Genomic DNA, 20,274 nt, shown 5'->3' on the forward strand with positions numbered 1-20,274 from the left:
TCAGCGCTTATGCTGCGTTTGCGGGCACGGCCACCACGGGGATGTGGCGCAGGCTTGCGTGCTGCAATTTCCGTTCCTCCGGGGTGGCGGGGCGCACCTGTCCACGCTCTTCCATGAACAGCACGTTGTTGTCCGACTTGTCGCTGTTCACGAAATGGCGGAAGCGCTGGCGCGTGGCGGGATCGGTGACCGCGCGCTTCCATTCGTCTTCGTAGGTGTCCACGATATGCTGCATGTCGGCCTCGAGGTCCGCGCCGATGCCGAGCTTGTCGTCGATGACGACCGACTTCAGGTAATCGAGGCCGCCTTCCAGGTTGTCGCGCCAGACGCTCGTGCGTTGCAGGCGGTCAGCCGTGCGGATGTAGAACATGAGGAAGCGGTCGATGTAGCGCAGCAGCGTTTCGCGATCGAGGTCGCCGGCGAGCAGTTCGGCATGGCGCGGCTTCATGCCACCGTTGCCGCAGACGTAGAGGTTCCAGCCCTTTTCCGTGGCGATGACGCCCACGTCCTTGCCTTGTGCTTCGGCGCATTCGCGCGTGCAGCCCGACACGCCGAACTTGATCTTGTGCGGCGCGCGCAGGCCCTTGTAGCGATTCTCGAGCTGGATCGCGAGCCCAACCGAATCGTCCACGCCGTAGCGGCACCACGTCGAGCCGACGCACGACTTCACCGTGCGCAGCGACTTGCCATAGGCATGCCCCGATTCGAAGCCGGCGGCAATCAGCTCCTCCCAGATCAGCGGCAGTTGTTCCAGCCGCGCGCCGAACATATCCACGCGTGCGCCGCCGGTGATCTTGGTGTAGAGACCGTACTTCTTCGCGACCTGGCCGACGGCGATCAATCCATCGGGCGTGACCTCACCGCCGGGCATGCGCGGCACCACGGAATACGTGCCGTCCTTCTGGATATTGGCGAGGAAATAGTCGTTGGAATCCTGCAGGCTCGCGTGTTCCGTCTGCAGCACGAAGTCGTTCCAGCAGGACGCAAGAATGTTGGCGACGGTCGGCTTGCAGATATCGCAGCCCATGCCCTTGCCGTGCGCGACCAGCAGGTCGTCGAAGCTCTTGAACTTGCCGACGCGCACGAGGTGATGCAGTTCCTGGCGGGAGTAGGGGAAGTGCTCGCACAGGTGGTTGTTCACCGCCATGCCCTGCTTCTTCATCTCCGCCTTCATGATCTGCGTGACGAGCGGCACGCAGCCGCCGCAAGCGGTACCCGCCTTCGTGCACGACTTCAGCGCGCCGATGCTCGTGGCGCCATCGCTCACCGCCGCGCAGATCTGGCCCTTGCTCACGTTGTTGCACGAGCAGATCTGGGCGGTATCGGGCAGCGCGTCCGCGCCGAGCGCGGGCCTGGCTTGTCCGTCGGAGGACGGCAGGATCAGGAACTCGGGCGATTCCGGCAGCTCGATGCGGTTCAGCATCATCTGCAGCAGCGTGCCGTACTCCGTTGCATCGCCGATGAGCACGCCGCCAAGCAGGTACTTGCCGCAATCGGACACGACCAGCTTCTTGTAGATCTGCTTGCGCTCGTCGGTGAACTGGTACGAGCGGCTGCCCGGCACGTTGCCGTGCGGATCGCCGATGCTGGCCACGTCCACGCCCATCAGCTTGAGCTTGGTGCTCATATCGGCGCCTGCGAACTCCGCGCCTTCACCCGTATTGCCGCGAAGATGCTTGGCGGCGACGCGCGCCATGTCGTAACCGGGAGCCACCAGGCCGAAGATCTTGCCCTGCCACAGCGCGCATTCGCCGATGGCGTAGATGTTCGGATCCGATGTGACGCAGCTGTTGTCCACCACGATGCCGCCGCGCTCGCCTACCGCCAGGCCGCTGGCGCGCGCCAGTTCGTCGCGCGGACGGATACCGGCCGAGAACACGATCATGTCGACGTCGAGGTGCGTGCCATCGGCAAAGTTCATCCGATGCGTGCCCGCCTCGCCATCGACGATCTCGACGGTGTTCTTGCCCGTATGCACCGTCACGCCAAGCGCTTCGATCTTCTGGCGAAGCATGCGGCCGCCGCCGTCGTCGACCTGTACCGCCATCAGGCGCGGCGCGAACTCGACCACGTGGGTCTCGAGGTTCATGTCGCGGAGCGCCTTCGCGCATTCGAGGCCGAGCAGGCCGCCGCCGATCACCACGCCACGCTTCGCGCGCGTGCCGCACTCCTGCATGGCCTCCAGGTCCTCGATGGTGCGATACACGAAGCAGTCCTTGCGGTCCTTGCCCGGCACGGGCGGCACGAAAGGATACGAACCCGTGGCGAGAATCAGCTTGTCGTAAGGCAGCGTTTCGCCGGTGGAGGCGGTGACCGTCTTCGCGGCGGTATCGATCGCGGTCGCCTTCGCGTTCAGACGGAGCAGCATGTTGCCGTGCTGCTCGAAGAAGCCTGCGGGGACCAGCGAAAGGTCCTCGGCCGACTTGCCCGCGAAGAATTCGGACAGGTGCACGCGATCATAAGCGGGACGCGGCTCTTCGCAGAGCACGGTCACCTCGAGGTCGCTCGCGCCCGCCTCGGCCAGCACTTCGAGGAACTTGTGGCCGACCATACCGTGCCCGACGATGACGATTTTCATGATGGCTGTCCTGGGGATCTTGTATGCGATGGAAACGGGATGGCGCGGCTCAGGGCTGCGTGCCGAGCGCGCTGTCGTAGAGCGCCTGTTCGCGCGCCTTGTGCTCGGCGCTGAAGCGCACGGCGATCGCGCACAGCGCGGCGATGGTGGCCGTGATGCCGAGCCACGTGAGTGTCTGATGCAGATCGCCGAGGCCCTTCATCAGGAAGCCGGCCGCCACCGCGCCGACGTTGCCGCCCGCGCCGATGATCCCCGCGACGCCGCCGAGCGCCTTGCGATCGATGAACGGCACCAGCGCATACGTCGCGCCGCAGGCCATATGCGTGAACAGGCCGAACATCAGCATCGCGACGATGGCTAGCGTCACGCTGGATGCTTGCGCGAACCACAGCAGGCCCAGGCCTTCGCCGAGGATGAAGACGAACAGCAGCATCGAGCGTGCGTCGAGGCCGCGGCGTTGCGCCGCCTTGTCCGACAGCCAGCCGCCGAGTGCGCGGGCAAACAGTGCGAGCAGGCCGAAGCTGGCCGCCGCGAGGCCGGCCGACTTGAGCGACAGGCCGAAGCGATCGACGTAGTACGTGGCGGCCACGTTGTGGATAAACAGCTCGACGCCGAAGCACGCGCCGTACGTGATGAACAGCATCCACACGCGGTAGTTGGCGCTGGCCGCGCGGAAGCTGGCCCAGCCGCCACCGCCCTTGCCACCGCTGACGGCGATGCCGCGGGCGCGCAAGTCGGAGAAGTTGCCCTCGGGCGAGTCCTGCGTATAGCGCCAGTACACGACGGCCATGATCAGCATCAGCACGCCGGGCACGATCAGCGCGATGCGCCAGCCGAGCGTGTGGTCCACGCCGAGGAACAGCACCGCGCCGAGCAACAGGGGCATCAGGCCCTGCGCGACGCCGCCGCCCGCATTGCCCCAGCCGGCAGCGGCCGCGTTGGCGGTACCGACGACGTTGGGGGCGAACATCACGGACGTGTGGTACTGCGTGATGACGAAGCTCGCGCCGACCGCGCCGATCAACAGGCGAAAGAACAGGAACGTTTCGTAGTTCTGGGCCATCGCCACGCCGAGAACGGGCAGGGCGCCGATAGCGAGCAGGCCGGTGTAAGTCTTGCGCGGGCCGAAGCGGTCGCACATCGGGCCGATGACCAGCCGCACGAGAATCGTGACGGCGACCGCGGCGATATTGATGTTGGCAATCTGGTTCGGTGTCAGGCCGAACTCGCCCTTGAGCACCGGCATCAGCGGCGCGCAGGCAAACCACGCGAAAAACGAGACGAAGAACGCCATCCAGGTCAGGTGGAAGGCGCGCATCTGCGGCGTTTTCATGCTCAGCAGATCGATGCGGGTGGCTTTGCCGATCATTCGTGGCTCCAAAAACAAAAGGCGTCCCGAGCGCCTGGTCGGATGACCAGTGTCTGGGGACGCCGTTGTCCTACCGCCGGCTACATGGGATAGCCAGCGTGCGATGTGGGGTGGGCGGATCGCCGTTGATCGGCCCGCTTTCCTTATCGCAAGCGGTGTGCCAAGCTTGAAAGTGCTTTTTTAATTACTTTATCGGGTGGAATGTGCGCGCGGGCCGCCATGCATGCACCGTCACCGTCGCGCCACACTGGGGCGGTGGCACGGTCGTGGTGCAGTGCAGCGTTTTGGGGCAATGCGGACGGGCTCAGTCGGTGGAGGCGGTGGAGGCGGTGGCTACCGCCTGCAACACCATGTCGTTGGGCGCGACGGGGTCGCCATGCTCGTCCACCAGCGCCACGCGGACCTTGCGGCCCGTCGAGCGCGCGCGGACTTCGGCGGGGCCTTGTCCGCAGGCCGTCAGATGCGCGTCGCCCCATTGCATCAGGCCGACAAGCACCGGCAGCAACTCGACGGCCGCGCGCGTCGGGTGATAGCCGAATCGTTCCCGTTCTCCCGGTTCCTTGTAGCTGACCTTGCGCAGCAGTCCGGCCTCGGTCAGCGTCTTGAGCCGGGCGGATAGCACGGCGGGGGAGCATTGGAGCCGCGAGAGGAAGTCGTCGAAGCGCCGGACGCCGGAGAACACATCGCGAAGGATGAGAATCGTCCACTTTTCGCCGACGAGCGACAGGGCGGCCGCGATCGAGCACTGGCTCAGGTCGATCGGCGGCGGCAGCGGCGACGGTTCCGGGCTGGCGCTGGCGCCAGCGGGGTGGGGCGAGCGGGCCGGGTGCGCCGGGTGCGCCGGGGGGGGCGAGTTCGAGGAAGACATGATGCTCTCACCATAGCACGCTGACTTCATTTGCAAAAGTCAGGGGAATGCCTATACTGCTGACTACTAATTAAATAGTCAGGTTGCATCATGGCACGGCAAGACACCCCAACGAACGAGATGTCCCTGCGCTGGACCGTGTGCGGCGATCGCGACGTGACCGTGCGCGGCGCGGAGCCGGGCGATGTGTCCGCGCTGCGCCGGTTTATCGATGGGCTGTCGCGAGAATCGCGTTATTTCCGCTTTTTGTCTGGTGGGCAGGTGGGGGATGCCGTCGTGAGCCGTGTGCTCGGGCGCCATGACGGCCGCGATATCGCGCTGGTGGTGACCGATGGCGACGAGGTGGTTGCGAATGCCGTCTATGTGGTCAACGACGCCGACGAGGCCGAGTTCGCGGTGGTGGTGGCCGATGCCTGGCAGGGGCGCGGCCTTGGGCGCCGGCTGATCCAGCATCTCCAGCAACTGGCGCGGGCAGCGGGGCTGCGTGGGATGCGCGGGGACGTGCTCAGCGAGAATCGCCGAATGCTCGCGATTGTGCGGGAGCTCGGTTTCAGCACGCGCCGGGCGCCCGGCGACGCGTACGTGCAAGAAGTCAGTCTGCGGCTGGCTTCCGTAAGGCGCGAAGCGTGGCTCGCGCACGACTGGTTCCAGGGCTGATTTCCCGCTTCCGCGGCTCAGGCGGGGACGCCTTCGTCCGCGACGTTGCGCTTGCCGCGCGCGGTGACCGTGCAGCCGATCGACGCGGCGATGATGCTGCCGATGGCCAGCCACTGGACCATGGTCAGTTGCTCGTGCAGGAACACGAGGCCGGCCAGCGCGCCCATGGCGGGCTCCATGCTCAGCAGGATGCCGAAGGTTTTACGCGGCAACCGCTTCAGCGACACCATTTCCAGCGAATAAGGAATCGCGCTCGACAGGAGGCCGACGGCCAGGCCGGACAGCAGCAGTGATGGCGTGAACAGGTCCATGCCTGCATGGGCGAGGCCGAACGGGAAGACTACGATGGCCGCCATCGTCAGGCCGAGCGAGGTGGCCTGACCGCCGTGTGCGCTGCCGGCCATCTGGCCGAACACGATATAGAGCGCCCAGCCGACGCCGGCCGCCATTGCGTAGCCGAGGCCCACCGGATCCAGATGGGTGGCGGCGTCGCCGAGCGGCAGCAGCATCAGCAGGCCGACGACCGCGAACGCGATCCACAGGAAGTCGATGGCGCGGCGGGACGACAGGACGGCGACGGTCAGCGGACCCATGAACTCGATCGCGATGCAGAGGCCGAGGGGGATGCTGCGGAGCGCCATATAGAACAACAGGTTGGTCGCCCCCAGAGAGGCGCCGTACAGCGCGATGACACGTGCGTGACGGGCCGACAGCGGGAGCCGCCATGGGCGCCACACCGCGAGCAGGATCAGCGCCGAGAATCCGACGCGCAGCGCGGTGGTGCCTTGCGCGCCGACGGCCGAGAACAGGCTTTTGGCGAACGACGTGCCGACGCAGAGCGATGCCATCGACCCGATCAGCGCCAGGACGGCAATTAGCGTGGCGCTCTGGCTGATGCGGGTCGTGGACAATTCGGATCCTGTGCTGTGCTGTGCGGAGCCGCATCATCGCCGAGTCGCTCCCGGCGGGCCATACACACTTTGGGGCGTTTGGTGCTGCACAGTTGTGGTGCCGCTGGCGCCGGTGGCGGGATGAGGTGGCAGCCGGGCGGTGGGGGTTCTATGGTGGATAGACCGCCCCGGACAGGAGACCCCGATGGAAGCCAGCAAGCCCGCCCGCCATGTCGTCATCACCGGCGCGGCCGGCGCCCTCGGCCGCGCGGTCGCCAGCCGCTTTGCCGGCGAGGGCGCGCGGCTCGCGCTGATCGACCATAGCCTCCAGCACCTGCAGAGCGTATTCGCCCACCCGGAACCCGACCACGGCGGCCATCTGCTGCATGCGGCCGATGTGACCTCCGACGCCGCCATGGCCCCGGTCGCCGCGGCGATTCTCGACGCCTTCGGCTCGGTGGACGTCCTTGTCCACGTCGCCGGCGGCTTCGAAATGGGGGAACCCACGCACGCCCTGAGCCGCGAATCGTGGACCCGCATGATGGATCTGAACGCCTGGTCCTTCGTCGCCGTGACGGGCCACTTCATCCCCGCGATGATGTTCCAGCGCAGCGGCAAGGTCATCGCCGTCACCGCCCGCGCGGCAAGCACCGGCGCCGCCACCATGGCCGCCTACATCGCGTCCAAAAGCGCGCTGCAACGGCTGGTGGAATGCCTGTCGCACGAAGTCCGCGCCGCCGGCATCAACGTGAACAGCATCGCGCCCAGCATCCTCGACACCCCGGCCAACCGCAGCGCCATGCCCAAGTCCGACCCCGCCAACTGGGTGTCAACCGGCACCGCCGCCCGCACCATCGCCTTCCTCGCCTCCGACGCGGCACAGGCCATGCACGGCCAGCATATCGTGCTCGATGGACTGAGCTAGCATTCGGATTCAGACCCAGCCAATGCACCGCGCTCGACGCTGCACCGCGCAAACCGCGACGCCGCCCGCCGCGTCGCCTGCTGCAACCGTTCCGCAAGCACCTCGCGGGGCGGCAACGTGGTGAGGTATTCGGCAACGTGAATGCCTGACCGGTCCAACTCCAGCAGTTCGATCTGCTCGGCCTTCTTTCCCGCGCACAGGATGATGCCCAGCGGCGAAGCCTCCGCCTCCTCGCGCTCGTGCTTGTCGAGCCAGCGCAGGTAAAGCTCCATCTGCCCTTTGTACGCCGGCTTGAACTCGCCGACCTTCAGCTCTACCGCGACCAGTCGCCGCAGCTTACGGTTGTAGAACAGCAGGTCGAGATGGAAGTCCTCGTCATCGATCTGAATGCGTTTCTGTCGGGCTACAAAGGAAAAACCGGCGCCCAACTCCAACAGGAATGACTCCATTTCACGAATGATCGCCGCCTCGAGATCCCGCTCCTGCCATGTGTCCTGCAGGGACAAGAAATCAAGGATGTACGGGTCGCGCATGATGAGCGCGGGCGACACGCGCTGCGCGTCGCGCATCGCCGCCAGTTCCCGTGCGATGGTTTCACCCGGCGCCTGGGATAGCGCGGTGCGCTCATACAGCATCGAGTCGATTCGCTCGCGCAGTGTGCGCACGCTCCAACGCTCGCTGCTGGCCATCTGCGCGTAGAAGTCCCGCTGAAGCGGGTCTTTCAGCGGCAGCAGCGCCACGAAGTGGGACCAGCTCAATTGTCGAGACAGCGTCACGACAATCGCTTCGTCCGGGTAGCTCATCGCGAACTGCACCATCCGGCGCAGGTTCTTCTCGGCGAAGCTGCGCCCGTAGTCCAGAACGAGTTGACTGGCCAGCGTCTGGATAATTTCCTCACCATAGCGGGCACGTTGTCCCGCCAGAACCTCCGTATGCACGCGGTGCCCAATATGCCAGTACAACGTCGATAGCTCCGCATTCACGACTGTAACGGCTCGCTGGCGAGATGCCTCGATGAGCCGGCGTACATCGCCCAGCAGTGCTGCGGCATCCGCTTCAAAGGAATGGGCGGCGGCAAGCCGTTGCGCGGGCGGCACTGTATGTCGTCGTGGCATGTCGGGTTTTCCTCGGCGGCGGCTTCCGGGTTGGAAGGGGAAAAACCGATTCTTTGCTACGGACGCGTCGGTGAATATGAGACGAATCTCAAACTGCCAATGGGCGACTAAGGATTTTCTATTGCAGCGGCGGCGCGATGTCCTCCAGCGAGCGGCGTTCCGCGTCCACGCCGTAGCGCAGGGCCAGCAGGCCCGCGGCGATGACCAGCAGGGCGCCGATGCCGTAGCCCGCGGCGACGGCGTCGCGGCTGCCGGTTTCGATCAGGGTGCCGAAGAGGACGGGCGCGATGAAGCCGCCTGTGCCTGTGCCCACCGCGTAGAAAATGGAAATGGCGAGCGCGCGCATCTCGAGCGGGAAGACTTCGCTGGCGGTCAGGTACGCCGAGCTCGCGGCGGCGGAGGCGAGGAAGAAGACGCCGGACCAGCAGAGGGCCAGCGAGCGGGCGTCGAGCATGTCGTGCATGAACGCGTAGCCCGTGGCAGCCAGTCCGATGCCTGACAGGCAGTAGGTCAGCGCGATCATCTTGCGGCGGCCCACGCGGTCGAATAGCGGGCCGAGGATCAGCGGGCCCGCCGCGTTGCCCAGTGCGAAGGGGAACAGGTACAGCGCCACGCGTTCTTCGGCGACGCCTTCGAAGCGGGTCAGCACGAGCGCGTACGTGAAGAAGATGGCGTTGTAGAAGAACGCCTGCGACACCATCAGCACGAATGTCACCATGCTGCGGGTGCGGTAGCGTTTCAGCAGGACCCCGATCAGCTCGCGCAGGGACAGCGCGGGCTGCCCGACGTCGGGCGCGGGCGTCGCGGCCGCGGCGGTCGTATCGATCGCATCACCCGTCACAGCGCCGGCCCACGCGGACGACACCGGCGCGATTCCGCCTCGTTTCGCCATCCGCCGCTCCTGCCATCGGCCAACCTCCGCCTCGATGCCCGCAATGATCCGCTCCGCCTCCGCATGACGCCCATGCCGGGCCAGCCATCGCGGGCTCTCGGGCACATGACGCCGGATCAGCACGATGGCCACCGCCAGCACCGCCCCGAGCGCGAAGCACACGCGCCAGCCCCACACGGGCCCAAGCACGCGAGGGTCCAGCACCACGAGACTCAGCCCTGCGCCCAGCGCGGCCCCGAGCCAGAAGCTGCCATTGATCGCGAGATTCACGCGCCCGCGCACCCGCGCGGGAATCAGTTCATCGATCGCGGAATTGATGGCCGCGTACTCCCCGCCAATGCCCAGCCCCGTCAGAAACCGGCACACCGCAAAAAAGGCGAAATCGGGCGAGAACGCCGTGGCCAGCGTCGCGCCCATGTAGACGAATAACGTCGCGAGGAACAGCCGCTTGCGACCGAGGCGGTCGGCCATGCGACCGAAGACGAGCGCGCCCGTGACGGCGCCGAGAATATAGAGCGAACCGCTCCAGCCGACGTCCGCGGCCGTGAGCGCGAGCGTGTCGGACCGTTCGAGTACGGCACCGACGGAGCCGACCAGCGTGACCTCCAGCCCATCCAGTACCCACGCGATGCCAAGGGCGATCGCGACCCGCCAGTGCCATGGAGACCATGGCAGGCGGTCGAGCCGGACCGGGATGTCGGATGGCCAGCCGGAGATAGGCAGCTCCCGCGAAGTAAGGCCAGCAGATTAACAGTCGCGACCCACGGCCTTGAGCATGGAGCGGCCGTGGTCGGTGATCTGGGGCAGCGATCGATCTTCGGAGGTGTCGATGCTGACGAGTTGGCGCGCGATCAGCGCGTCGAGGTCCACCGGATCGATCTCGGGATGATCCGGTGTCGTATCGTTACGAGTATGCGGGCCACTGCCGATCAACATCAGCGTGGCAAGTTCATGTGGGCTCAGCACAGTGTTCTCCTTGGCGAGAGGGGAGCGGTTTGCTGGGGGACGCGGCGACGCTTCACGCATGGCATGGATTGCACGCATCAAAGCGTCTGTCGAAATCTGACGAAATCTGACGCAATCTGTCGAATCCGCCGTATGGCTGCATGCTGCGGCGCACGATGGCCGCCTTCAGCAGTCATTGCTTTGACGAGGGCATCCCGGTCGGGTTCCGAAGAACTACAAAACCGCTACAAAGCGCAGGGCCTTTACATAAACTTATGCGAAATGCGTCGGTGACGCTCAGAGCCCGATCGCCAGTCCATCGCTACGCGGATCGTGCGCCCCGGCCAGCCGATAGTCATCGTGCCCGATCGCGATGACGCCAGGATGTCCGGCAAGCGGACTCTGCGCGGGAATCGTGCTGAGTTCATGCCCACGAGATGTCAAGACTGTCATCACGTCGTCACCCGCATCGGCTTCAAGCTTGAGCGTATCGCGCGCATCCGAAAAGGTGCGCCCCAGTAAAAACCGTGGCTGCGACAGCGCCTGCAACGGATCCATGCCATGGTCGATGAGCCGCGTGAGCACCGCGGACAAGGTCTGTGGTTGCCCATCCGCGCCCTGCGTGCCATAAAGCAGGCGAGGCCGCCCCTGCTTGAGATACATGCCCGGATTGAGGGTATGGAACGGCCGCTTGCCCGGTGCGAGCACATTGTGATGACCGGGCGTGAGACTGAATGCCGCACCCCTGTTGTGCCAGAGGATACCGGTATCGCCCGCCACGACACCGCTGCCCCAGTCGAAATACACGGTCTGCAGGACGCTCACGCACCGGCCTTCGCTATCGGCGGCCGCCAGATACACCGTATCGCCATGCTGGTACACATGCGGCCACGGCAATGCGTGCAGGGGATCGATCCGCGCGGCGAGCGCGTCGAGCCGTTCGCGGGAGAGCATTGCCGCGACGGGCACCTCCACGAACTCGGGGTCCGCGACATATCGGTTGCGCTCGATAAAGGCCTGCTTCACGGCCTCCACGAGCAGATGGTAGTAATCCGCGCTCCCCTCGGCCACGCTCGCGACATCGAAGCGGTCGAGGATACCCATGATCTGCAGCGTGGTAATGCCCTGCGTGGGAGGCGAGAGACTCAGCAGTTCGCCACCGCGATAGGGCACGCGCAATGGCGCTTCCTCGCGCGCGCGCGTCGCGGCCAGATCGCCCATCGTCAGCGGCGACCCCGCCGATTGCAGGCCTGCAACGATGCGTTCCGCGAGTTCGCCTTCATAGAACTCCCTCGCGCCATGCGTCGCAATGCGCGCGAGGCTGCGCGCGAGCGCGGGCTGCCGCAACGTTTCGCCGACCTCGGGCATGCGACCCTGTGGCATGAACGTCCGCGCGAAGCCCGCCCACTGCTCGGGATGCGCGCGCAGCTCGTCCGCGCGGAATTCCTGCCAGAAGCGCTGCGAAGGCGTGACCGGAAATCCGGCCTCCGCATGCGCGATCGCCGCCTCGAACAGGCGCGACCACCCGAGCTTGCCGCCCCAGCGATCGCGGCTTAGCGCGAACGCGCGGTCCCACGTATCGACGGTGGCGGCGGTGGTCAGCGCGGACCCCGGCCCGCGCACGGGAATCGCATCACCGTATGCGGGCGGCGCCGCCGCAGCCTGACCGATACCGGACAGCCCCTGCACATTGCCGTCACGGTCGCTGACGATCCAGAACGCATCGCCGCCAAGGCCCGTGAAATGCGGATAGGTGACGGCCAGCGTTGCTCCCATCGCGATCGCCGCTTCGATGGCATTGCCACCGGCGCGAAGAATCGCCGCGCCGGCTTCGCTCGCGAGCGCATGCGGACTCGTGACCATGCCACGCGTGGAGTGCGCGAGGGTGCCGGTCATGCCGCGTGTCCTCCAAGATAGGCCTGCACGAGCGCGGGATCTTTCGCCAGCGCTTCGGCGGGGCCGCTCGCGACCACGCGGCCTTCTTCCAGCACGTAGGCGCGATCCGCCAGCGACAGCGCGAGCGCGGCCATCTGGTCGACGAGCAGGATCGTCATCGAGGCCTCGCGCAGCGTATCGAGCGATGCGAACAGTTCGTCGATGACCTTCGGTGCAAGGCCCAGCGACGGCTCGTCGAGCAGCATCACCGTCGGGCGCGACATCAGGCCGCGCGCGACGGCAAGCATCTGCTGTTCGCCGCCCGACAGCAGCCCCGCGCGCTGGTGCTGGCGCTCGCGCAGGCGCGGCCAGCGCGCGAACATCGACTCCACGCGCTGCGTCATCTCGTCGCGCGAAATCCGTCCCGACGGGAACGCGCCGAGGCGCAGGTTGTCGAGCACGGACAGTTCGGGGAACACCTGGCGGCCTTCGGGCACGAGCACGACGCCCATTTCCGCAATGCGGGCGGCGTCGAAGCGCGACAGGTCGGTGCCGTCGAACGTGATGCCGCCGCTGACGGGGCGATGCAGCCCCGCGAGCGCGCGCATCAGCGTGGACTTGCCCGCGCCGTTGGCGCCGAGCAGCGCCACCATTTCGCCCTCGCGTACCTGCAGATCGACGTCGTGCAGCACGGGCGCGGCGCCATATCCCGCGCGCAGCGCGCTGACGCCAAGCACTTCGGGCGGCAACACTTCCGTAGCGGCGCGCCCGCGCGAACGTACCGGGGCCGACGTCGCTTCGCCAAGGTAGGCCCGCCGGACCGCGGGATCGTTGCGGATCTCGACGGGCGAGCCCATCGCAAGCCGCTGGCCCGCATCGATCACGACGATGCCATCGGACACATCCATCACGAGCGACATATCGTGTTCGACGAGGCCAACGGCCACGCCGCTGTCCGCAATGCGGCGCAGCAGTGCGCCGAGCGTGGCCTTGTCCTCGCGCGACAGGCCCGCCGCGGGTTCATCCAGCAGCAGCACCGAAGGCTGCGTGGCCAGCGCGCGGGCAATCTCCACGAGGCGGCGATCGACGTGCGCGAGGTCGGCGGCGCTTGTATCGGGATCGCCCGCATAGCCGCACGCACGCAGCAGCGCGCGCGCATGCTCGCGCACGGCCGGCGCGGTAAAGCGCGCGATGCCGAACAGCGTGCCGAGGCGGCCGCCGGCCAGTGCGATGGCCACGTTGTCGAGCGCGCTCATGCCGGCGAACAGCTGAGTGGTCTGGTAGGTGCGCGCGATACCCTGGCGCGCGCTATGGCACGCACCCCGCGATTCCAGCGGTGCCGCACCGAGGCGGCGGCCGCCTTCGCGCGGACGGTAGTAGCCGGACAACATGTTCAGTACCGTCGATTTGCCCGCGCCGTTCGGACCGATCAGGCTCGTGACGCGCGCGGCCGGCAGGTCGAACGAGAGGCTGTCCACGGCGCGCACACCGCCGAACACCATCGACAGGCCCAGTGCGGACAGCCCACGGCGGGCCTCGGGCGCGCGTTCGGGGAGCGACACCGCGCCGCCGGCGTGCCGCGCGCCGGCCTCGCCCGTGACAACGTCAGATCCACGCACACGACGGAATACGTCAACGACGACGCCCACGATGCCGCTCGGGGCAACCCACAGGACGACGAGCAGCAGCAGGCCGAAGCACAGCAGGCGGAGATTCTCGAGGCTCGACAGCATTTCCGGCAGCAGGCCCACGACTACCGCGCCGACGAGCGGCCCGGCCACCGTGCCCGCGCCGCCGATCATCACGACAAGCACGAACAGGATCGATTGCAGGAACGAGAACATGCCCGGCGTGATCATGCCCTGCAGCGGCGCGAACAGCCCGCCCGCGAGGCCGGCCAGCGCGGCCGAACAGGCAAAGCCGACGGTCTTCACGACGAGCGGATCGATACCAATCGAAGCAGCGGCGGTTTCGCTGTCGCGCACCGCGCGCATGGCCGCGCCCCAGCTGCCGCGCGAGATGCGCGCATAGCCCGCGACGGCGATGGCCAGTGCCACGATGGCAATCAATGCAATCGCGCGTTCGCCGCCCTCGACACCGGGCAACATCGGTTGCGCGATGCCCATCAGGCCATTCTGCCCGCCGGTGATCGCGCGCCATTCGACGGCGCCATGCTCGACGATAAAGCCGAACGCGATGGTGACCATCGCCAGACCGGGGCCCTTCACGCGCAGCGCGGGCAGCGCGAGAAGGGCGCCCACCACGGCGGCAAGCAGCGTGGCCGCGGGCCACGCGGCCCAGAACGACCAGCCGAACTGCCCCGTGAGAATCGCGACGGTGTAGGCACCGATCGCATAGAAACCGACGTGGCCGAAGGAAACCTGTCCCGTGAGGCCCAGCAGCAGGTTCAGGCCCACGCCGCATAGCGCGAGCATGGCCACGCCCGCAATGACGAAGACGAAGTAGCCGTTGAGGGTCAGCGCGAGCGCGGCGGCCGCAAGCAGCGATGCGCCGACGGCGCCGATCTGCCATGCGGAGCCGAGGCCGAGCAGCGGGGGCTTTGGCGCGGCGATGGCCGGCGCTTGGGCGACGGCGGAAGAGGGAGACGTCATCGATGCGACAGCGGATGAGGAAGAAGAAACGGATGCATCGGGGGGTACGTGGGCGCGAGCGTTCATACCTTCCGAACCTCCGCGCGGCCAAACAGACCATCAGGACGCAGCGCCAGCAGGCCGATAACAAGGGCGAACGTAATGATCTGCGTGTAGCTGGACCCGAGCGAGGCGGTCACCAGCGCTTCCGCCACGCCGAAGATCAGTCCGGCGATCATCACGCCCCAGGCGCTGGACAACCCGCCGAGAATCGCCACGGCAAAGGCCTTGAGACCGAACACGGTGCCCATGTCGGCCTGCACGTTGAACAGCGGGGCGATCAGCACACCGGCCACGCCGGCGAGGAGCGTGGAAAGCGCGAAGGCGCCAGCGATCGTGCGGCGGATGGGAATGCCCATCAGGCGCGCGGCGTCACGGTTCTGCACCACGGCCAGCATCGCCACGCCCCAGCGCGAGCGGCGCAGCACGTAATGGAGCACCGCCGCCAGCGCCAGGCCGACGACGGGAATCACAAGCTGCAGCGGATAGACGCCGACGCCCGTGTCGCCAAGCTGGACGGACGACATCGCCAGCGGCGACGGCAGGCTGCGCGGCTCGGTGCCGAACCACAGCATGACCACGTTGTCGAGCACGATGCCGAGCGCGACGGTGGCCATCAGCCATGCATTGGAACCGCGGCTCGCGAATGGCCGCACCGCGAGGAATTCGACGGCGAGACCATAGAGCGCGCACAACGCCAGCGCGAGCAGGATCGCGAGCGGCATCGGCCAGCCCAGCGTCTGCGCGAACGTGTAGGTCAGCACCGCGCCGAGCATCATCGAGCTGCCCTGCGCGAAGTTGACCGTCGCGGAGACCGCGTAGGTAATGTGAAAGCCGAGTGCCATGAGCCCGTACATGCTGCCCAGGCCCAGCCCGCTGATCAACGCGGAAATCCAAAGCATGGTGAATCCTATGAAAGCTGCAGAGACCGATTACTTCGTGCTGCCGACCGGAACGATGCGGTTGTCGATGAACTGCGCCCACACGTAGTCGTTCTCGTTCAGCGCGTCATGCGTCTGCGCATTGAACGGCTTGACGTAGGTCTTGATCAGGCCTTCGTAGCGGTCGATCTTGTAGAAGCCCTCGCGGATCGCGTCGCCCTTGGTGCTGCCAGCCTGCGCAATGGCCAGGCCGACGAGCTGCATCGCGTCGTACGCGTTAGCCACGCCGACAGCGGGCGTGATGTCGTCCGGACCCTTGACGTCGCTGTACTTTGCCTTGAGCGCGTTGACCACGCGCGTGCTGACCGGTGTCTGCTGGCCGAAGAAGCTGTATGTCTGCACGAAGTGAACGTTCCTTGCGTTGGGCCCCGCGAGCTCGGTAAAGCGGCCGCCGGCCGGGCCCCAGTGCGACACTACCGGCACCTTCCAGCCCATACGGTCGAGCGACTTGACCACCTGCGCGGACGGACCGACGTTGCCGACCATCAGCAGCACGTCCGCACCCGCGGCCTTGAGGCGGCCGAGTTGCGGCACGAGGTCCACGTCGTTGGCTTCGAACTTCTCGATGCCGGCCGGCTTCATGCCCTTGGCCGTCAGCGCGGCGACGATGCCCTTCTCGTTCGACTCGCCCCACGGGTTGTTCACGAGGATCAGGCCCACCTTGCTGGCGCCGAATGCCTTTTGCGCGTACTGGAGCATGGCCTTGTCCACGACCTCGTCCACGGCCGATACGCGGAACACGTAGTTCGGATTCGCGCCGTTGTGCGTGATCGGCGTGCCCGCCGCCCACGGGCCCATGAACGGCACCTTCTCCTGGTTCGCGATCGGCACGATGGCCATGGAGACCGGCGTGTCCAGGCCGCCGAACAGCACCGCCACCTTCTCCTTGTAGATCAGTTCGCGCGCGGCGAGCACACCCTTGGCCGGGTTGCCTTCGTCGTCGCGGCGCACGAGTTCGAGCTTGCGGCCGCCCAGCAGGCCGCCTTTGGCATTGATCTCGTCGATGGCGATCGTCATGCCGCGGGTGAGCGCCTCACCGGCGCGCGCGGACTGGCCCGACAGCGCGGTGATCAGGCCGATCTTGATCGTATCGGCGGCGTGGGCGGGCAGGGCGCACAGCACGCAGGCGGCGGCCGCCACCGAAAGCATGGCGCGGCGGGCGGGACGATGGGGGTGGGACATGGGGCTCTCCAAGGGGGTGTCGGTTGAGGGCGGGTATTCCGTAGCGAGCTTGCCGATTGCAAGAGCCATGCCACACGCGTATGCAAAATGGCGCGCTGGCTGCGAACGCGAGCACTGCCAACGTGTAGACGATCTGGCTTGTTTTTTGCGAACGATCCGGACGATCCGTCGCATACGAGGCGCTGGCCCTTTCGTCCGCACGTTGCTGGTGCGCGATGAGCCAGAACGGGGCAGCGATGCGCCCGAATGCGACATCCTTTCGCGAGATTCCTTCGAATAACCAAGACTTCCGTCCATGACGCATCCCTCCACCCCGTCGTTCGGTCCGCTCCGCACGCACGGCCGGTTTCCGTACCGTCCCATCACCGACGTGGACCGTTTCCGCTGGCCCAACGGCGCGAATCTCGCCGTGTACCTGGGCTTCAACATCGAGCACTTTGCCTTCGGCGAGGGCCTGGGCGCGAACCTGGGACCCGTGTCGCCGCAGCCGGACGTCCTCAACTACAGCTGGCGTGAATACGGCAACCGCGTCGGGGTATGGCGCTGCCTGGAGTTGTTCGATGACCTGGAGATGCCCGCTGGCGTGCTGCTGAACACGGCGCTGTACGATCACTGCCCCGAGGTCATCGACGCCTGCGTGGCGCGTGGGGACGAGCTGATCGGCCATGGTCACACCAACGCGCACCGCCAGAGCGAGTTTGATGAAGCCGGCGAGCGCGCGCTGCTCGAGCACTGCCGCGCGCGCATTCGCGCGCATGCCGGCGTGGCCCCGGACGGCTGGCTGTCGCCGTGGATTTCGGAAACGATGCATACGCCCGATCTGCTCGCCGAAACGGGCTACCGCTACACGCTCAACTGGGCCCACGACGACCGCCCCATCCGCATGGACACGCGCGGCGGCCCGCTATGGTCCATTCCGTATCCGCAGGAGCTCAACGATATTCCGATGATCATCGCGCGGCAGATGGACGCCGCGGCCTTCGCCGACATGATCATCGACCAGTTCGACGAGATGCTGATGCAGGCGAACCATCCGAAGCATCCGCAGCCGCTTGTCATGGGCATCGCCCTGCATCCGTATCTCGTGGGACAGCCTTACCGGCTGCGGCACCTGCGCCGCGCGCTGGCGCACATCGCCGCCCGCCGCGCGCAGGGCGAGGTGTGGATGACCACGCCAGGCGCCATCTGCGATGTCATGGACCAGCAATATCCGCTCGCGCGTGCCGAGCAGCCCCTCGTCGCTTTACGCTAATCTCATGGCCAAGGTTCTTTCGATGTCTCCCATGCCCGCCAAAGTCTCGACGACCCCCGCGCCCAAGCCGGCCCCGCGCGCCGCGAAGCTCTCCGATGACGACATCGGCGACGACGCGACGGGCGAAGGCAGCGTCGATGCCCGCATCTATCGCGCCGTCTTCGATGGCGTCCTGAATCACCGGCTGACGCCCGGCACCAAGCTGCCCGAACCCGAGCTATGCCAGCTGTTCGGCGTGGGGCGCGCGGTGGTGCGCCGCGTGCTGGAAAAGCTCGCTCACGACGGCATCGTTGCATTGCGGCCCAATCGTGGCGCGGTGATCGCCGAGCCGACACCCGAGGAAACAAGCCAGATCTTCGAAGCGCGCCGCGCGATGGAACGCGTGCTCGTGGAACTGGCCGTGCAGCGCGTGACGGCCGCCGACCTGCGCGATCTGCGCCGCCAGCTCGATGAGGAACATGATGCGATGCACCGCTTCGACCAGCCATCATGGGCAAGGCTCGCCAGCGGATTCCACCTGCGCATCGCGGCACTGGCGCGCAACCCCGTGCTCCAGCGTTATCTGACCGAACTGGTATCGCGCTGCTCGCTGATCGTGGGCCTGTACGAACCGCCGGGCCACGCCCCGTGCGAGCACGACGAACACGCGGCCATCGTCGCCTGCATCGAGGCGCGCGACGCGGCCGGCGCTGTGGCGCTCATGGAAGCGCATCTCAACGACCTGGAGCAGCGCATCGAAACGTCGCGCATGCAGGGCGAGAAGTCGCTGGCCCAGATGCTTGGACTCGGAGACTGAGATGGAAGTCGATTTCGCAGCCATTACCGAGTATCAGCGCTACAAGCTCATGGCGAGCCTGATCGTGCCGCGGCCCATCGCGCTGGTCACGACGCTCGGTCCCGATGGCACCGCCAACGCGGCGCCGTTCTCGATGTTCAACATGCTGGGTGAAGAGCCGCCGATCGTGATGATCAGCGTCAACCGGCTCGGCGATGGCGCGCAGAAGGATACGGCCGCCAACATCGACCGCACGGGCGAGTTCGTGGTTCACCTCAGCGACGAGGCAATGGCGGAGAAGATGCATCGCTGCGGCGAGCGGCTGCCCCCGGATGTCAGTGAACTGGCGCACGTCGGCCTGACGGCGGCGCCGAGCACATCGGTAGCGCCGCCGCGCATCGCCGAGGCGCCGGTCGCGTTCGAATGCCGGCTATGGGAAACGCTGGCGACCGAGAGCCGCCAGATTTTCATCGGCCGCGTGCTGCGGCTGCATGCGCGCGACGGGCTGATCGATACCGAGACGTGGCGCGTCCGGCTGCAGGAATATTTTCCCGTCGGCCGCTTCGGAGCCAGCTTCTACGTGACCACGCGCGACCGGTTCTCGCTGGAGCAGAGCGCGGGCAAACCAGCCGTTTCGACCGCTATCGACGAGATGTAGTGAGACCGGCCAATCAGGCGGGATGCATGACCACGAGCATCGCCGTCGCCACCGTCTTGCCCGGATTGGAAATCGCATGGGGCAGGTCCGCGCCGTAGCGCGCGGTTTCCCCATGCCGTAGCTTTTTTTCGTCATCCCCGGCGCGCACCGTCATCGCGCCCGACAGCACCGACAGATGCTCCTGCGTGCCGGCCTCGTGCGGCTCGGACGCGAGCACGCCACCCGGCTGGATCGTCAGTTCGTACCATTCGAATCGCCCGGCCAGTTCGATCGGGCCGAGAATTCGCAATTCACAACGCGTGTCCGGACTCTTCAGCGCCGGAATCGCATGCTGCTGCACCACGGTAATCGTCGGTGCGGGGCGTTCCGCGCCGCCATTCTCCAGAAAATCCGTCAGGCTCACACCGAGCGCATTGGCCAGCCGCCAGAGCACCGCCACGGTCGGATTGGCGAGGTTCCGTTCGATCTGCGACAGCATAGACTTGGAGACACCGGCCCGGCGCGACAGCTCGTCGAGCGAGAGCTGCTGGCTCTGGCGGAGCGCCTGCAGCGCGGTGCCGACCGCGGGCGGGCCGTCGGTCAGGGGCGAGGGGATGGGCTGGGGAGGTTGCGCGGCCACTTCTCGTTCTGTATAGTGCACGAATCGTTCGTTATATGAAACTCGTTCGATTTATCGATCGAACGGGTGATCCAGACACTAC

Annotated in this window: 17 protein-coding genes; 5 read left to right on the forward strand and 12 right to left on the reverse strand. The window is 66.6% G+C overall.

What is annotated here, in order from left to right; translation table 11 throughout:
- Positions 1–7: 7 nt before the first annotated feature.
- From nirB to KHP16_RS11405, 3 genes are all read right to left on the reverse strand, one after another.
- A complete protein-coding gene (gene nirB, locus KHP16_RS11395) occupies positions 8–2,578 on the reverse strand; it encodes a nitrite reductase large subunit NirB (RefSeq protein ID WP_109583241.1) in 2,571 nt (856 codons plus the stop codon).
- 49 nt (positions 2,579–2,627) lie between these two features.
- The gene (locus tag KHP16_RS11400; protein WP_211960201.1) at positions 2,628–3,947 is read right to left on the reverse strand and encodes an MFS transporter; all 1,320 of its coding nucleotides are present in this window, start codon (positions 3,945–3,947) and stop codon (positions 2,628–2,630) included.
- Between the two features lie 304 nt (positions 3,948–4,251).
- A complete protein-coding gene (locus KHP16_RS11405; protein WP_115953163.1) occupies positions 4,252–4,815 on the reverse strand; it encodes a winged helix-turn-helix transcriptional regulator in 564 nt (187 codons plus the stop codon).
- Between the two features lie 90 nt (positions 4,816–4,905).
- Here KHP16_RS11405 and KHP16_RS11410 point away from each other — a divergent pair, with 90 nt between their 5' ends.
- Positions 4,906–5,472 carry a GNAT family N-acetyltransferase gene (locus tag KHP16_RS11410; protein ID WP_211960202.1) on the forward strand — a complete coding sequence of 189 codons (567 nt, stop codon included), beginning with the start codon at positions 4,906–4,908 and terminating at the stop codon, positions 5,470–5,472.
- A gap of 17 nt (positions 5,473–5,489) precedes the next feature.
- Here KHP16_RS11410 and KHP16_RS11415 read toward each other — a convergent pair whose 3' ends face one another.
- The gene (locus tag KHP16_RS11415) at positions 5,490–6,320 is read right to left on the reverse strand and encodes an EamA family transporter (RefSeq protein ID WP_109583732.1); all 831 of its coding nucleotides are present in this window, start codon (positions 6,318–6,320) and stop codon (positions 5,490–5,492) included.
- Positions 6,321–6,567: 247 nt separating this feature from the next.
- Between KHP16_RS11415 and KHP16_RS11420 the strand changes: the two genes are divergently transcribed.
- Positions 6,568–7,287 carry an SDR family NAD(P)-dependent oxidoreductase gene (locus KHP16_RS11420; protein ID WP_211960203.1) on the forward strand — a complete coding sequence of 240 codons (720 nt, stop codon included), beginning with the start codon at positions 6,568–6,570 and terminating at the stop codon, positions 7,285–7,287.
- On the opposite strand, the gene KHP16_RS11425 is transcribed toward KHP16_RS11420, so the two are convergent.
- The 7 genes from KHP16_RS11425 to KHP16_RS11455 all read right to left on the reverse strand — a co-directional run bounded on the left by KHP16_RS11425 (position 7,284) and on the right by KHP16_RS11455 (position 16,855).
- The gene (locus KHP16_RS11425) at positions 7,284–8,402 is read right to left on the reverse strand and encodes a PDDEXK nuclease domain-containing protein (RefSeq protein WP_211960204.1); all 1,119 of its coding nucleotides are present in this window, start codon (positions 8,400–8,402) and stop codon (positions 7,284–7,286) included. The genes KHP16_RS11420 and KHP16_RS11425 overlap by 4 nt on opposite strands.
- Positions 8,403–8,520: 118 nt before the next feature.
- On the reverse strand, positions 8,521–10,017 hold the full coding sequence (locus KHP16_RS11430) for an MFS transporter (RefSeq protein WP_415831101.1): 1,497 nt from the start codon (positions 10,015–10,017) through the stop codon (positions 8,521–8,523).
- A gap of 24 nt (positions 10,018–10,041) precedes the next feature.
- The gene (locus tag KHP16_RS11435; protein ID WP_109583236.1) at positions 10,042–10,260 is read right to left on the reverse strand and encodes a hypothetical protein; all 219 of its coding nucleotides are present in this window, start codon (positions 10,258–10,260) and stop codon (positions 10,042–10,044) included.
- A gap of 276 nt (positions 10,261–10,536) precedes the next feature.
- Positions 10,537–12,135 carry a gamma-glutamyltransferase gene (gene ggt / locus KHP16_RS11440; protein WP_244835761.1) on the reverse strand — a complete coding sequence of 533 codons (1,599 nt, stop codon included), beginning with the start codon at positions 12,133–12,135 and terminating at the stop codon, positions 10,537–10,539.
- Positions 12,132–14,726 (reverse strand): branched-chain amino acid ABC transporter ATP-binding protein/permease, encoded by a 2,595-nt coding sequence (locus KHP16_RS11445; RefSeq protein ID WP_211960205.1) that lies wholly within the window; start codon positions 14,724–14,726, stop codon positions 12,132–12,134. Before KHP16_RS11445 ends, ggt begins: the two co-directional genes overlap by 4 nt.
- Before the next feature lie 62 nt (positions 14,727–14,788).
- Complete coding sequence (locus tag KHP16_RS11450) at positions 14,789–15,667, reverse strand: branched-chain amino acid ABC transporter permease (protein WP_115953158.1); 879 nt, start codon at positions 15,665–15,667, stop codon at positions 14,789–14,791.
- A 30-nt stretch (positions 15,668–15,697) separates the two neighbouring features.
- Positions 15,698–16,855, reverse strand: coding sequence for an ABC transporter substrate-binding protein (locus KHP16_RS11455; protein WP_211960555.1), 1,158 nt, complete (start codon positions 16,853–16,855; stop codon positions 15,698–15,700).
- 328 nt (positions 16,856–17,183) lie between these two features.
- On the opposite strand from KHP16_RS11455, the gene KHP16_RS11460 reads away from it, so the two are divergent.
- From KHP16_RS11460 to KHP16_RS11470, 3 genes are read left to right on the forward strand one after another with little or no spacing between them, the layout of a single operon-like run.
- Positions 17,184–18,140, forward strand: a complete 957-nt coding sequence (locus KHP16_RS11460; protein WP_109583232.1) for a polysaccharide deacetylase family protein — start codon at positions 17,184–17,186, stop codon at positions 18,138–18,140.
- Between the two features lie 31 nt (positions 18,141–18,171).
- Positions 18,172–18,936, forward strand: coding sequence for a GntR family transcriptional regulator (locus KHP16_RS11465; RefSeq protein ID WP_244214572.1), 765 nt, complete (start codon positions 18,172–18,174; stop codon positions 18,934–18,936).
- Between the two features lies 1 nt (position 18,937).
- Entirely contained in the window at positions 18,938–19,573 is a 636-nt protein-coding gene (locus KHP16_RS11470) for a flavin reductase family protein (protein WP_115953157.1), read from the forward strand.
- A 13-nt stretch (positions 19,574–19,586) separates the two neighbouring features.
- Here the strand turns inward: KHP16_RS11470 and KHP16_RS11475 are convergent, their stop codons facing one another.
- Positions 19,587–20,192: a helix-turn-helix domain-containing protein gene (locus KHP16_RS11475; RefSeq protein WP_375153804.1), complete on the reverse strand. Its 606-nt coding sequence runs from the start codon at positions 20,190–20,192 to the stop codon at positions 19,587–19,589.
- Positions 20,193–20,274 lie beyond the last annotated feature (82 nt).

Source organism: Cupriavidus plantarum (assembly GCF_905397285.1).
In the GTDB taxonomy this organism is placed as follows: Bacteria; Pseudomonadota; Gammaproteobacteria; order Burkholderiales; family Burkholderiaceae; genus Cupriavidus; species Cupriavidus plantarum.